Source organism: Leptospira perolatii (genome assembly GCF_002811875.1).
GTDB classification, from domain to species: Bacteria; Spirochaetota; Leptospiria; order Leptospirales; family Leptospiraceae; genus Leptospira_B; species Leptospira_B perolatii.
Map to the genome: position 1 here is coordinate 21218 of NZ_NPDZ01000001.1, position 14802 is coordinate 36019.

Genomic DNA, 14802 nt, shown 5'->3' on the forward strand with positions numbered 1-14802 from the left:
TTGTTTCTGCAGAGTAAATACTGAATTAAATGTCAGCACATTTAATTCAGAGATCGTCTTCCAATAGATCCAAGCCGAAAATTCCGAATAAAAAATCCAGTAGCTCGGCCGGATTGAAACCTACTCGAAGTCCAACATAGAGTCCAACATAGAGTTCGATTTCGTATAAGAATGCCTTGGGATAGTCATCCTTGTTGTTCCGATTCTGAGCCAAAAACGCCTGGATCGCTGGATTTCTCTGTTCAGGATCCAAATTCTCGACGTATCTTCTGAAGAATTCTTCCTTTTTCTTTCGCCTGCGTTCTGCAACTGGAATATGATAAAATCTTAAATAACGCAGATCATAGCTTTTGGCTCTTTTTCTTTCGTCTAAGCCTTCGGTCGGATCAATTGCTTCGAGTTCACCAGAATCAGGAAGTTCCGGAAATAAAAGTCCTGCCTCGGACTTGGATCCTTCGCCTACTTGATTTTCGTGCGCCTCTTCTTTTTTAGGGGAAGAAATACTGGGTGTTGCTTCGTTTAGATCCTTGGGCATCGGATGAAATTTCTCGCTCCCGAGAATTCCAAAGATCAGTTGTTGAGATCGATAGCGACCGACTGTACCTCCTCTTAGTCCGAAACCCTTTCCCAGATCTTTTTTTCCCGGTTGAGTTTCACCACCTTGAAAAACAAATCCTGCCGCAAGTGGACCAAGCCTAAGTCCTAGACCGTAGCCCGGGTTTTCAACTCCAACTGTAAAAACGTCGCCTAAATCGTTTTTTCTCTGGGACCAGTATGTCGCACAATTGCAGAAAAAAAGGAAAATAAGAATAGAAATTGTAGATCGAATCGAAAAGATTCTCGAACCGGAAATCTTCTGGTTTGACTTGTTACAGGCAAATTTCATCTCAAACTTCGGTTTCGCACTAGAGTCTCCTTGCTTCAGCTAGACGCAACTGCAAAACTGCAAAAGTAGATTTATTGGTTTTTTTCAGGGAAATGCAGAATAGTATCCGAAATAGAAAGCCGATGGAAAATGGAAACTGAGATGAATGCTTCTTTCTTAGAATCAACTTTCAAAGGCAGGATTGCAGTCTTAGGTGGAGGTCCTATGGGGATCCATCTATCTACCTTTCTCTCAGATAAATCCGAGCAAATATATTTATGGTATGCAGATCGCAAAAAAGCGGAACGCATGCAAAGAGAAAGATCGGCAGCTCTCCTAGATGAAACAGTTCCGCTACCTCCCAACATTGAAGTAGTCTATGATTTTGATTTTTTGAGTGCAGGGCCTTGGATCATCGTCTTGGCCGTTCCTTCTAGACTGATGGAAAATGTCATCGATAGAATCTGCACTACTGTCTCTCCCGAAGAATCTCATATTGTGCTTTCATTCACTAAAGGAGTAGTTTCTACTTCGACGCGAAAGAAAACCGGATGCATTACTTTTTCAGACTATGTAGCCAGAGCCACTGAAGATTCGGATTTGCAGATAGAATACGCAGCAATCGCTGGACCGAATCTATTGCTGGAAATGAGGCAGAATCAGCATAGTTTTTTTTCCGTAGCATCGACTGGAGAGGCAGCCTCGTCCATCGTGGAGGAATTTTTTTCTGCTTCAAGATGTCACTCCAAGACTTTCGAGGATGTGAAATGTCTGGAATTATCCGGTGTAATGAAAAATCCGATCGCAATTGCGTGCGGAATTGCAAGTGGAATTCCGGAATGCGGGAGCAATTTCGAAGGAGAGCTAATCAGTTTAGGTTTTTCTGAAATACTAAATCTTCTGAACGCATTGAATTTATCCGCAGAATCTATTCTGGAATTCGGACTCGCAGATTTAATTACCACATCTACTTCTCACTCTAGTCGAAATAGAGCATACGGCCAAAGATTTGTTAGAAAGTTGATTTCTGGTGAAGACCAACCAAACCTACTAGAACGAATAGAACTCTTTTTTAATCCCAGAGAATTCATCCAAAAAGAAGTGAGTCAGAGCGAATCTCATGTGGAAGGAGCATATTCCCTTTCTACTATTCTGGACTTAGCGCAGGAAAAAGGGATAGAGTTGCCATTATTTACGGTACTGTTTGAGATACTCACTCGAAAAGTTTCCCCCGCCGAGTTGATACGATTTGTTTCTAAGTCGACCACTAACGATGTAAGACATATTTCGAAAGTAGCAGGAAAGAGAGCTGGGCTCTCCTTAGCTTCCGGAAACGAATTCCAACAGGCTCTCTGCCAAAGAGTACTCAGACATATCAACTCTCAGCCAGGCATGACTGAGAGGATCCTGAGGCAAGCAAAGCTAATCGTAAAATCTTTGAACAAAAGATACGAAGAAGCAAAAGAAGAGAACTCGAGTACTGATCTCGCGCTTTTGCCAAGAGAAATTCAGCTCTGGGAAGAAGCAGACTATTCATTCGAAAAATTGAATGTACGGGATTTGGAAAAAATCGTCGAGTTTTATGTCCACGAAATTGCAGACGCTTACAATCCATTCTTTAGGGAAATGCTCATACATTTGGTAGCACCTACCAGATTTGCGATTAGCGGATTTAAGCCAGGCGGTGGACTTCCTAAAATCGGAGGTTTTGTAAAGGAAATCAAATCTCTAGCAACTAGGTACGATATTTTATATACACCGACTCACAGATCTCATTTAGATTCCATCGAAGTCGCTTTTGGACTCAGATGGCTCGGTCTTCCTGTGCCAAGATATGCGGCTGACAAAAAGGTAATGGCGAGTCCGGGTTTGGCGAGAGTGCTAAAAGCTCTGGGAGCTTACATGGTGGATCGTAAGAGAAACAGAAACTTGCTCTATCTCGAGTGTTTGACACAATATTCAACTTTAATGTTAGAAGCTGGAATTCCTACTTTGGTCTATCCGGAAGGAACAAGGTCTAGAACCGGCGGAATCATACCTATCAAGACAGGAATCCTCTCCACATCGGTCGAAGCCTATAAACACACTGGCAGCGAAGTACTTGTGGTTCCAATTGTTCTTTCGTACGAAAATGTGCCTGAAGACTTAGAATTCACTGGAAAAGAAGATCATCTTTCTTTTAGGGACTTCTTGTTTAAAAGAACCGAAGTATTCATGGATTTGTGTGAACCAATTCCAGTCTCTCGTTATATTCACGAAGATGATCCAACTCTTTCGATCTCACTCGAAATTACTAGGTCTTGGCAGGCACACCATCGTATTCTGCCCAATCAATTAATCGCAAAACTGCTATTGGAATCCGGTGGAGATATTTCCCTGGAAGATCTCAAATCACTGATTGCGGAAACCATACTTTCCCGAAAAGGAAATTACCTCACTCGAGATACAGAGGAAATTTTCGAGCGAGGAATTAGAGTTCTGAAATCCAGATCCTTCGTGAAAGTAGAATCAGATTTTTTGAAAGCAGTAGACTGGGAACTTCTAACCTATTACGGGAATATGGTTCCAGACCCGACCTAGACTACACCTTAACCTTTGAGGCCACTAGCACTGCTCTCTTTCTCAAAGAGCTAATCGATTCCCCTGAGTCAGAATAAGCGAGCGCGACTCCCATTCGTCGGTATTTTCGAGTGACCGGTTTTCCGAAAATTCGGAAATCGGATTCGGGCATTTCTGCTGCGATATCAAGACCGCGTACTTCAGGCACTTTTCCTTCTGAATCAGATAAGATTACAGCGCTGGCTCCTTTACGAACAAGCTGGATTTCAGGGATTGGTAATCCGAGAATTGCTCGTAGGTGCAGTTCAAACTCACTGAAAGTTTGAGTTCCTGCAAGTGTGACCATGCCGGTATCGTGAGGTCTGGGAGAAAGCTCAGAGAAATAGACCTCATCCTTTGTCAGAAAAAATTCCACTCCCCAGATTCCGGTTCCACCCAATTCCTTTGTAACTCGCGCTGCCATATCCTGGGCTTGGTTTAACTGCTGGTCTGTGATCTCTGCTGGTTGCCAACTCTCTTGATAATCACCTCTTTCTTGACGGTGACCGATAGGAGGACAGAAGAGCGTCTTTCCGGATTTCTGAGTCACGGTCAAAAGAGTGATCTCCGAATCAAAAGGGATGAATTCCTCGACAATAATTTCCGAGGCTCCGGTTCTTCCCTTGGTCTGAGATGCAATCCAAGCTGTCTCGATTTCTTGTTCCGTCCGGATTACCGACTGCCCTTTTCCAGAAGAAGACATGAGAGGTTTTACAACACAAGGCAATCCCAACTGAGTGACCGCATTTTGCAATTCGGGCAGACTGTTCGCGTAAAGATATTTGGCTGTTTTGACTCCAATCTCCTTGGCTGCAAGATCACGAATCGATTTTCGATTCATCGTGTAATTTGCCGCCTTTGCACTCGGCACTACTTGGTAGCCTTGCTTTTCATACTCGTAGAATCTTTCCGTTCGTATCGCTTCGATTTCCGGAACGATTATATCCGGTCGATGTTTTGTGACTATTTTGTCCAAAGCATCGCCGTTTAACATATCAATTACTTCGAATTCGTGGGCTACTTGCATTGCAGGAGCTCCTTCGTAACTGTCCACGGCCACTACGTGCTGGCCCAATCTTTGCGCAGCGATTACAAATTCTTTTCCGAGCTCGCCTGAGCCCAAGAGTAGGATCTTTTTCTTCATAAACCTATGGGAAAAGAATTCTACTGCTAGGATAGAAGGGAAGGAAAAAACGGCGGGCAAACAAACGGATACCCGCCTTTCTGAGAATTTACTTCTCGGATTTCTGTTTCTTCTTGGTGACTATATTGAAATTTTTATAATCCACAAAATCGACTAAATTCTTATCTAATCGAAATACTCCCTTCGGCGAATGCACAATCAAAGTATCTCCCACTTGAGTTACGATTGCTCCGCTAATCAAAGTGTTATCCGATTTATGAATGATCTCTAACACATTATAAAATTCTCGTATATCTTCTTCTGAATCGAGCTTTTGGCTTTTTGCGTCTTCTTCAATTCTAGTCAAAGACTGATCGATTCTATCGTTGTAATCTGCTTCCAATTTTTTGGTTAGTTCAGTCGCTTCGCCTTGTGCAGCAGATGCTTCTTCGGATTTCAGAGCCTTTTGGTCCAATTCCAGAGCTTGATCTATATGCTTTTGCTCCAGTTGTACGATTGTTTCTAATTCTGCTTTCTCCTGAGGAGCCGGCTTAAAACTCGCTTTCGCGAATGAATTTCCAAGCGCTTCCTCACTCAAGTGAACTTCGTCTTCCTTTAGATTCTTCGATTCAAGTCTGGTCAAAATCAGTTGAACTAATTCGTCAAACTCCGGTTTTACTTCAGCAGATTCGTTTTCTGAAATTACGACTTCGTAATTTTCCAATAGCTTCGTGAATTTTTGGTACAAGGGCTTTTGAGCGATCGATTCTGAGGAAATTTCCTTATCAGAAGGAAATTTCAAAGTCATAGCGACCAAGCCTTCGTACACCTTTATTTTAGGTAACTCTCCTTCGACTACATCAAAGGAAAAAGAAGTTCCTCTGACCGCAGCGATCGCAGTAGGTCCCGAAACTTTAAACGATTCCTTTGAGTCTAGTTTATTGGCTTTGACTAAAACACTTCCTATCTTGAGAGCCAAAGAAGTTTCCGAATTTTGCTGATGAGCAATTTTGTTAAGCGATAACTTTGTAAATGATTTGATTCTAAGTATATGACCTTCTACCGATTGAAGGTCCATGGTGCCGCTCTGAGTAGAGATCTCGTCGTTTTCCTTGAGCACCGTTCCTGTTTGTATCTGTAATTTTTTTCCGGAACGAAGAATTTGCACAGGCCCCGCGTGAAAGATCACGACCATACCTACGGATTGATTTGAGTCGTATTTCGAGAATAAAATTGAGAAGAACGAACAGGAAGAAATGCAAAACGCGACTAAAGTAAAAACTGCAAACGCAGCGTACTTCCTTTTCACAAACTGTAATTGTATCATCCGTTTCATAAGTTGTGCCGCCTAACTTTCATAGAATCATGTATTTAAATTTGAGGGAATGTTATATGAAAAAGAACAAGCTGATACGATTATTTTTACACTTAGCAATAAAAAAGCCCGGAAAATCCGGGCTTAAATAACACTAACGTTTATTGAACCGGTAATCGCTAAAACGAAGCCGCGACCATTAAATAATAGAATTTGGCTGTTCCATCAAAGGTATAACGATTGTCCGGATTTGGGTCTGAAGCGTTATTACGGATATTTCTAATCGCGTCTTGCGCCTTCATGAGAGAAAAGCCTGCCCAAATGGAAACGTTATCGTGCCATGTGTAGATCCAAGTGAAATCATACTCCAATAGCAATCGTCTTCCCAAAGTAGTCTTTCGGTTCCAAGGATTGTTCGAAGGATCTTCAGTACTTAACCCCTTTTGTTGTCCTCCCCCAGCGGAATACCAAGCGTCTTGTGCTGCGGCTTTGTAGTGATCCCAAGCAACAAACATAAACTCTCCCATTTTTTCCGTTTTGTAGTTTATGTGAAAGGAATAAGATCGGGCGTTCGACCATCCTACCATTTCCGCTTGCCCGTTGATATTATTCCAAGGGTTAAAGGTAGAATGTCTCGGCATAAATAAATTATTCCAGCCTGAGGCGCTCGCGTCCGTTCTATTTCTATCACCAGAGGCGTAAGAATACTGAACGCCTAAACGCAGTGAATCCAACACTTTATATCCGGTTGAGAAGTAGTGAAACTGTCCGGAGTAATATTGGTTTTTTGTTCCGACATCTTTTCCGCCGGATTTCACACCTTGGAAATACCAATCATCGGTGGTCCGTAATCCAGTGCTTCCGTACTGCCATGCAGACTCGAAAGTCCAATCCCATCTGTCTTCTTTCGCGATGGTTTGTCCATTAACAGTACGATTTGTTATACGAAATCCCGCGATATTAATGTTGTCTTGCTGACGGAGTCTATCTTGGGTAGTGACAGCCCCCGGAGCCGGAAGCCATTTTTTGGAATAGGAGATAGCATAGAGATCAATCCAAATTGGTTTTGTCTTAATGCTGTTGTAGGTTCCGTAGAAATAAGAATCGTTAATCGACCCATTCTTGGTTCCGTTCGCAGTCAACAACCCGTTTGGACCGTTGGTTTGTTCCGTGATTTGGGTGGCGAAGGCGTGCAACGAAAGTAAATCGCTCTCATAAATGAATCTGACACCATCAAAGGAAAGAGCATTGTGCAACCAGTTGGCCACTCCGATCATCCTTTGGTCTCCATAAGTGAACGCCATCCTTCCGATTTGTACGTTCACAGGAACAGGCAGATTCTTCAAAAGTACCCAGCCTTCACGGAGGAAGGTATTATTCTGAGCAACACCTTTGTCGCCAGGATTTCCAAATTGTGTACCAGCTTCTGCAAACGCATAACGCCTGTTATCCCCTACGGAAGCAGACTGAGTTCCTCCCCATACCCGCATATCCTGAATCGTAACTTTGATCGTGTAATACGGTGATGGATCGAGTAAAAACCAAACTTGAGAAGTCTGACCAGTAAACTGATAAGAATCGTCAGTCTTCTTATTAAAGTCTCCGTTATCCTTTGCTTCAAATCTTGGTCGGACGAGCAGACCAACTCTGAGATAGTCTGTCACCCAAGCTTTCTGATTTTTAGAAACTGCCTTCGTCTGTTCTGCGGGAAGCAGTATGTTCTTTAAATAGTCTGTAGGGATTCCGTCTTTCTTCCAGGGACTTTGGTAAGGTTGCTCCTCAGGCGTCGCTGCCGGCGCGGTGGCAGCCGCCGTTCCCTTTTCAGAAGGCGCAACTTTTTCAGGGCTCGTATTCTTTTCTTGCGCAACCGAAATCTGAAAAAGATTCGGAATCAGTAGAAGCAAAGCACCCGTGCAAACTATCTGAATCGATTTTACGGAAAGAGCATTTAGCTCTTTCCGCAACAATTGAATTGTCTTCATGGTTGATACCGAATTAAGAAACTTTTTTACGACCGGCTGCCGGATGGTGCCAAAGCGGTTTGGATGCTTCCATACCTACGATCTTTGCTTTTCCGCCGTCCTCTTGGTATCTTTCGCAAAAGGAGAGTAAATTCTCCATCACTGTATGATCCAAGAAAAGGAGCCCAGAGATATCGATCTCTACTTCCTTTTTCTTCTCCAAGTTGTATAGGGCGGTTCTCAAGCTCAGAAAGTTAAAGAATACGGCCAATCCTTCTACGCTAACCTTGGTTTTATCACCTTTGGTTTCGAGCGAATATCGAGCAGTAAAGAAGTCGTTGATTGTTATATTTTTCGGTAACAGAACATTCACAAAATGGAATGCAATTTTTGCGAGTACACCGACTCCGATACCTACTAAAAGATCCACAGATACGGTAAAGATAATCGTAATAAAGAAGATCAATACTTGATCGATTCCTACTTTCCAAGTTTTTTTCAACTCAGGGATAGAGAGTCTATACCCAGTTACAATCAGAATGGCGGCCAGCGCAGCCAAAGGAATCATTCTGACTACCCCGGGGATAAGCAGAATAAAGCTGAAAAGGAAGAATCCGTGGAAGAAATTCGACCAACGAGTTTTGGCTCCGTTATTGATATTCGCAGAAGAACGAACGACCTCTGCAATAATTGGCAATCCCCCGATCATACCGAGAATGGAATTACCAACACCTTTAGCGAACAATTCAAGGTTCAAGTTGGATTGCCTACGATAAGGATCCAGCTTGTCAATAGCGGTAACCGTCAATTGGGACTCAAGACTCGCGACTAGAGTAATTGCAAAGACTTGTTTCCAAAAATCAAAAGTTCCAATGATTCCAAAGTCCGGCGCAGTCAATCCTTCGATGAATCCGGAAGGAATATTTACAAGGCTCTTAGGACCTACCGAGTATTGTTTTCCGAAAAATTCATACTGGTGTTCTTGCGCAAAGCCGAAAAACCAAGCGAATATCATCGCGATAGTAACAACTAAAAGGGGAGCTGGAATTTTCTTGGTAACCGCCCAAGGTAATGCAGGAAGGCCAAACACAATAATAATGCTCAAGATCCCAATTAGGGCGACCTCAGGATTCAAGTTCAATATGTTAGATGGCATTTCTGAAATTAAACCGGGAATCGACTTTGAAACAACAGCTGCGCCTAAAGCCACACTGAATTGTTTAATAAAGATAATCACTCCGATTGCAGCCAACATTCCGTGAATTACTGCAGAGGGAAACAGGTTTGCTAAGGTTCCGGCTCTCAAAAAAGACAGACCGATTTGGAATAAACCTGCGATTACGGTGGCAGCGAGAGTATATTTAAATCCCGCGGCCATATCACCTTTACCTAATGCTTCTATCGATCCAAGAACGATGACGATTAGGCCAGCAGCAGGTCCGTTAATTGTTACGTAGGACCCACTTATTAGAGAAACAATCATCCCCCCCACGATGCCGGATAGAATTCCGGCCATCGGTGGAGCACCTGAAGCAATTGCAATTCCGATACATAGTGGAAGTGCAATCAGGAATATTACAAATCCTGAAATAATATCTGACTTCCAGTTTTCCCTTAGCCCTTGGATCCAATCCTTAGGGCGAACAATATTCTTTGTTTGATGTTGAGTACTCGAGCTCATTTTTTCTCCTAATTTTCCCGCAAACCAGCTGCGGAAGCTTGAACTCCCTTTTTCACTTGAAAAGGGTTTAGATTAAAATTCTCTAAATTAGGAGAAGGAAGGCGGTGGTAGATTGATGTATTTTGCGGATATTAGTACTAGATTTGTAAAATCGGGTAATCCCAATCGATTCGATAGGTGGACCTTACCGAATTGTAAATCAAGTAGCTCCTTGGGATTGATCCAGTACGCGATCTGATCAATAATTTGAAATAATGCCCATTCAGGAAAAGAGGATTCAGCCTCGTTCCAAGCGTTTTCAGTTTCTGTCTCAGAAGGAAATCCGCTGATATAGTTTGCGGAGGAATGACTAGTTGAAACGAAAAGTAGAGCAATTGAAATGATTGCAGCAATCATTGTCAAAAACACCCTCGATTTTCTCAGACAAAATAGAATATTCACAGGTAGGGAAACCGCTCTCGCAATGATAACGGTCCTTAGAGCAATCAGCTCAGTCAAGGCGGAAATGAAATATAATATTGATTGTGAAGCGATTTACGAAAAAAGAAGAACCGAAAGATTAAAAACCGGGTTTTTATGAATCCTCTCGGTCGCCCATCTGACCCAATCTTCCGAAACGAAGGTTTCACAGTTTGCAAAAAACAAAAATAAGTGCGCCTATTTTAGCAGAACAAAATGACCAAATCGACCTTGAATTGGATAATTTAAAGAGACATAGAGGCTAGAAAACTGGTCCGATTAATAGGTTGGACTTGTGTAGCAATTGTTATTTATTCGTCCTGAAATCTCAAAGTGCGGATTTCTAAAACCGATGAAATACATAGGAAGCAAATTCGGATTTTCTAAAATAGAATCCTGAAAAGATATTTAGGGAAGGATGAAGTCTATGACCCTAATGAATGCCGGAATAGAGGAATCCATCCGAGAAGGGTTGGAAAGGCTCGGCATTCTCTCGCCTACGAAAAAAGCTTTCATTCAGTTTCACTCCTCTAGTTTATTCGATCTATATTCTGTCCGACTTCAGGACAATTCAAAATTAGCGGTCAAATTGATTCCCCAAAAAGAGGCGGCCTCCGCAGAGGAAGAAGGTCTTTTGCAACTCAATCGGTTAGGCGTAAGAGTCCCTGAATGTTTTGGAACGGTAGATCTAGGAAAATTTGCAATACTCGCAATGGAGTTTATAGAAACGGGTTCTTCCGCAGGCTTCCGGCAAGATTTGATCGCAAGTTTAAAGTTAATGTACCGCGTCGAGTTTGGCTCCTGGGGCTGGAAGAGAGATAACTTTATAGGATCACTGCCCCAAAAGAATAGCTGGCATAGTTTATTTACGGATTTCTTTTGGAACGACCGCCTAAAACGCCAGATCGAGCTGGCTTTCTCTAGAAAATTAATCACAGAAAAAGATTCGGAAATGATCCGACAGATTTTCGTTAAGTTTTCAGAAGATTGGAATCTGAATCGGGTACAACCTAGATTGGTTCATGGAGATCTATGGTCGGGAAACGTTCTCCAGGGAAAAAACGGCTTTGCGTATTTGATAGATCCCGCGGTGGCATATTCACATCCCGAGCAGGATTTGGCGATGTTGCAACTTTTTGGAAGTCCGATCAATCTGGAGGAAATGCAAGAAATACTTTCAGTAGTTGGAATCGAAGACCCGGATCATTTGAAAGATCGAATCCAGTTTTGGCAGCTCTATCCAGTTTTAGTTCATATCAATTTGTTCGGAGCATCCTACCTTTCAAGTCTTCGTCATATTTTAAGATACTATAAATCCGTATAATTGTTTTCTTGATAGATTCACCCTATCCTCTTCACTAGTAGATATCATATCGTTTCTCGGAGAAGATCCGTTTGTCTAAAGCAAGCAAACCAGAGGATGCAATAGAATCTCCTCAAAAATCGAAATCCTCCATCTTGGAACCAAGAAAAACTCCCTTACAAAAGAGGGCGATTGATCGTGTGCAGAGAATCCTAGATGTGGTCGCTTCGTTGTTAGACGAAGTAGGCGCCGATGCAATTACTACGAATCTAATCGCGCAAAAGGCAGAAATACCCATTGGCTCTTTGTACCAATATTATCCAAACAAGCACGCCATCTTAAATGCGGTGGGTAGGAGACATCTACAAAGAGTGAATGATATGTTCTCCGGATTCCTGAATGTGGAGAAGTTCGTATCCGATTGGGAGCAGCTAGTTGACAACGTGATCGACGCTTTCGCCGAGCTTTACTTGAATGAGCCGGGATTTGTTCCTCTCTGGTCGAATATCAAAATGGATCCCGAATTGGTAGAAATCGATCGGGAGAACAATCGTTATATCGCTGGTAATGTGGCTGAGCTTTTTGCGAGCACGATCCCCGGCTTAAAGGAACGAGCAGAAGCAGAAATCATTTCTAGAATCATGGTAGAGGTGACTGACGCAGTCTTAATCCGTTGGATGCGAGAGAAAACCGATAAAGTGCTCGCAGACAGAATTCTTTTAGAATTGAAAGTGATGCTAAAGGCATACCTAAGACAGTATATAGACACGGGAATCACTTCTGAATGAAATCTTTTCTTACAGAGTTTCCTTTAACTCTAAGCTTTGTAATTATCATCATTGCTTCCCAGTTCTTTCTTACGATGGGAAGCATTTCTCCGGAAGTCGTAGAAGCTTTTTTTGTTAGTCGTCCGGGCGAATTTTATCCATGGAATTGGATTGGGATGGCCTTCCTTCATGCGGACTTGACTCACCTTTTCTGGAATATGATTTTCCTTTTTTTCTTGGGTCGTATCGTAGAGTACAGAGTTGGAAAAGGAAAATGGCTTTTGTTCTTTTTCATGGGAGCCCTTATCTCCGGATTCTTAGATTCGTTAGTCAGAGGAGTGATACTCAGCGATAAAGAGCCAACGATCGGTGCTTCAGGCGCGATTTCTGGGTTGGCAGCGGTCGCAGCATTATTGTCACCATTTACGATACGAATTAAGAAAAAGAATTATCCTTTCCCTGTTTTCGGTCTAGCTTGGGTCATGGTGTATTCAGATATTGTAAACTTGTTTGCAAAAGATAGAGTCGCTCATTGGGCGCATATCGGCGGTTTCATGAGCGTCATTTTTGCGGCGTATTTTTTGAACAATAAAGAGCGCAAACAATTGCACACAGGATTTATCCTGAACCTGGTCTTCGTTGTATTATTACTAATACTTGGATTTTTTGTCGGGGCCAGATAATTGATTCAGTTCCAAGCCTACGATTACTTCGCTGATGATAGTTTTCAATTAAGCGAATACTCTTTAGAAGGATCCGAAAGCACAGGATGGAAAGTCTACAGAAACGGCCAGTTGTACCTCGAACTTGGAGCCGGATACAGATTGCTTAGAACGGAACTTTGCGGAATCTGTTCAACAGATCTGGACCGAAGATTCTTGCCTTTTCCTTTACCCCAAATCCTAGGTCATGAAGTACTTGCAAAGGACCCGAATACCAACAAAAAGTATGTATTAGAAATAAATGATACACCAACGACTAGGAGCGGAATTCCAGACAAATACAGTCGATTCGGGATTCCTACGCATAGCCCGGATCGGATGGTCCTCGGAATTGACAGGTTACCTGGAGGATTTGGACCTTACCTTTTGGCGCCAATTGGAACTTTAATAGAGGTAGAATCGCTTACAGATAAAGAAGCAGTTTTGATGGAACCGTTTGCAGCTTCATATCACGGAGTCGAGGTCGCAATCGACATCGAAAGAAAGCCTCTCAAAAGAATCGCAGTATTAGGCCCGAGAAGATTGGGATCCTTGGTAATAGCTGCTTTGCATCTCATTCGAAAACAAAGAAATCTGAATTTTCGAATCGCCGGAATTGTCAAAAACCGAGAATTAACGGAGCACCTGTTTGCGATGGGGGCAGACGAAGTTTATTCATTTCCGGATTTAGGAAAAACCGAAAGCGATAAATCCATGTTAGGTGAATTCTCGTCAGCAAAAGCTCCTGAAATTTCCGAGAAAATCACTTGGGGCGAGCTCAGCGAATTCGCTGAAATAGTCTTTGATACCACAGGTGCAAGTAGCGGTTTAGAGAATTGCATTCAACTTTCTTCTTCACAAATTCATAGAAAGACTACGAACGGAAAAGAATCTCTGGGAATTCAAAATTTGACGGAACTCGTAGTGGATGAATTTTCGATCGCAAAGCTTTCGCCCGATTTCCAGAAGAAAAGTTGGGGGGTTAACCAAAGCTCAAATCAATGGCTGTTCCTCCCGAAACAAGTAAAGCTAACCGAACCTTCAAAAAATTGGATCCAGTCAGCGCGAGAGAATGGACTGCGCGTTTATGAGGGAAGTGTTCCGGAAGCGAAAGATTTTTTGGATTCTAATGAATTTACCGGTCCAGTTCGAGGGTTCGATTTTTCCATCGTAGATCAAATCTCACTTTTGGATCAGATAATTCGCCCGGACCAAAAGGATCATCCTTCCTTGTTGCGACCTAGAGGAATCATTTTTGTAACCGATCTAGCTCCTTCTGATTTTGGGCATCCCTTCTTGCAATGGATCTCCAAAGATAGGGTCCTAAGTTCTAGTCGCTGCGGAGATTTTCAAAAAACAATGGCTGCCCTAAAATCCAGTCCGGGTTTTTTAAAATCGATTTCCGAGCGATTGATCAGCGCAGAGTTTAAAATGAAGGATCTCCCTCAGGCTTATTTAGAAGCGCGAAAACCGGAGCAGATAAAAGTGATTGTCAGGTCCGAGATATAATGACGGACTAGTTTAGATTTTTGGAGCATTCTCCCCTTGAACAATCACGGCTTTTTTCAAATTACCCAAAAAGTCTTTTTACGGAAAGGATCTGAGTTTTTGATCTTAAGAGATCGCAAATCTGGATATGGTGATTTGCCAGGCGGACGTATGAACGAAGACGAGTTCTTCGGTGATTGGATTGAAAGTTTAAATAGAGAACTGTTGGAAGAACTCGGAAACCGCTGCAAAATCAATGTTCATCCACAAAGTTTATTCGTGCACAAGCACAGAGTGAGCGAAGGGGACCATCCCTGCATCATCATCGCTTACCATGCAGAGTTTATCGAGGGGGAAATCGAACTTTCAGAAGAACACGATTTTATCTCTTGGGTTGACGTTCAAACGTATGATCCGCACGGATTATTCTTCGATTATATGTTGGACGCGGTCCGTTTGTATCAAACCGAATATGCGCCCTTGATTAAAAACGGAATTCTAAAACAAGGACTGCATATTTTATGAATCCTTTCCGCAGGAA

At 42.5% G+C, this 14802-nt stretch carries 12 protein-coding genes; 6 read left to right on the plus strand and 6 right to left on the minus strand.

What is annotated here, in order from left to right:
* Window positions 1-46 precede the first annotated feature (46 nt).
* Window positions 47-886 (minus strand): LIC13411 family adhesin, encoded by an 840-nt coding sequence (locus CH373_RS00120; RefSeq protein ID WP_165778747.1) that lies wholly within the window; start codon window positions 884-886, stop codon window positions 47-49.
* 141 nt (window positions 887-1027) lie between these two features.
* Here CH373_RS00120 and CH373_RS00125 point away from each other — a divergent pair, with 141 nt between their 5' ends.
* The gene (locus CH373_RS00125; protein ID WP_243393236.1) at window positions 1028-3445 is read left to right on the plus strand and encodes a 1-acyl-sn-glycerol-3-phosphate acyltransferase; all 2418 of its coding nucleotides are present in this window, start codon (window positions 1028-1030) and stop codon (window positions 3443-3445) included.
* A 1-nt stretch (window position 3446) separates the two neighbouring features.
* Here CH373_RS00125 and purT read toward each other — a convergent pair whose 3' ends face one another.
* From purT to CH373_RS00150, 5 genes are all read right to left on the minus strand, one after another.
* Window positions 3447-4607, minus strand: a complete 1161-nt coding sequence (gene purT, locus CH373_RS00130; RefSeq protein WP_100712521.1) for a formate-dependent phosphoribosylglycinamide formyltransferase — start codon at window positions 4605-4607, stop codon at window positions 3447-3449.
* Window positions 4608-4695: 88 nt separating this feature from the next.
* A complete protein-coding gene (locus tag CH373_RS00135) occupies window positions 4696-5922 on the minus strand; it encodes a FecR domain-containing protein (RefSeq protein WP_100711927.1) in 1227 nt (408 codons plus the stop codon).
* A 158-nt stretch (window positions 5923-6080) separates the two neighbouring features.
* On the minus strand, window positions 6081-7883 hold the full coding sequence (locus tag CH373_RS00140) for an alginate export family protein (RefSeq protein ID WP_100711928.1): 1803 nt from the start codon (window positions 7881-7883) through the stop codon (window positions 6081-6083).
* 13 nt (window positions 7884-7896) lie between these two features.
* A complete protein-coding gene (locus CH373_RS00145) occupies window positions 7897-9543 on the minus strand; it encodes a SulP family inorganic anion transporter (RefSeq protein ID WP_100711929.1) in 1647 nt (548 codons plus the stop codon).
* A gap of 87 nt (window positions 9544-9630) precedes the next feature.
* Complete coding sequence (locus CH373_RS00150) at window positions 9631-9939, minus strand: hypothetical protein (RefSeq protein ID WP_100711930.1); 309 nt, start codon at window positions 9937-9939, stop codon at window positions 9631-9633.
* 490 nt (window positions 9940-10429) lie between these two features.
* Between CH373_RS00150 and CH373_RS00155 the strand changes: the two genes are divergently transcribed.
* The 5 genes from CH373_RS00155 (at window position 10430) to CH373_RS00175 (ending at window position 14786) form a co-directional block, all read left to right on the plus strand.
* Entirely contained in the window at window positions 10430-11326 is an 897-nt protein-coding gene (locus CH373_RS00155) for a fructosamine kinase family protein (protein ID WP_100711931.1), read from the plus strand.
* Between the two features lie 71 nt (window positions 11327-11397).
* On the plus strand, window positions 11398-12093 hold the full coding sequence (locus CH373_RS00160; RefSeq protein WP_100711932.1) for a TetR/AcrR family transcriptional regulator: 696 nt from the start codon (window positions 11398-11400) through the stop codon (window positions 12091-12093).
* Window positions 12090-12755 carry a rhomboid family intramembrane serine protease gene (locus CH373_RS00165; protein ID WP_100711933.1) on the plus strand — a complete coding sequence of 222 codons (666 nt, stop codon included), beginning with the start codon at window positions 12090-12092 and terminating at the stop codon, window positions 12753-12755. Before CH373_RS00160 ends, CH373_RS00165 begins: the two co-directional genes overlap by 4 nt.
* Window positions 12756-14282, plus strand: a complete 1527-nt coding sequence (locus CH373_RS00170; protein WP_100711934.1) for an MDR/zinc-dependent alcohol dehydrogenase-like family protein — start codon at window positions 12756-12758, stop codon at window positions 14280-14282.
* 36 nt (window positions 14283-14318) lie between these two features.
* Window positions 14319-14786, plus strand: a complete 468-nt coding sequence (locus tag CH373_RS00175) for an NUDIX domain-containing protein (protein ID WP_100711935.1) — start codon at window positions 14319-14321, stop codon at window positions 14784-14786.
* The last annotated feature ends 16 nt before the right edge of the window (window positions 14787-14802 follow it).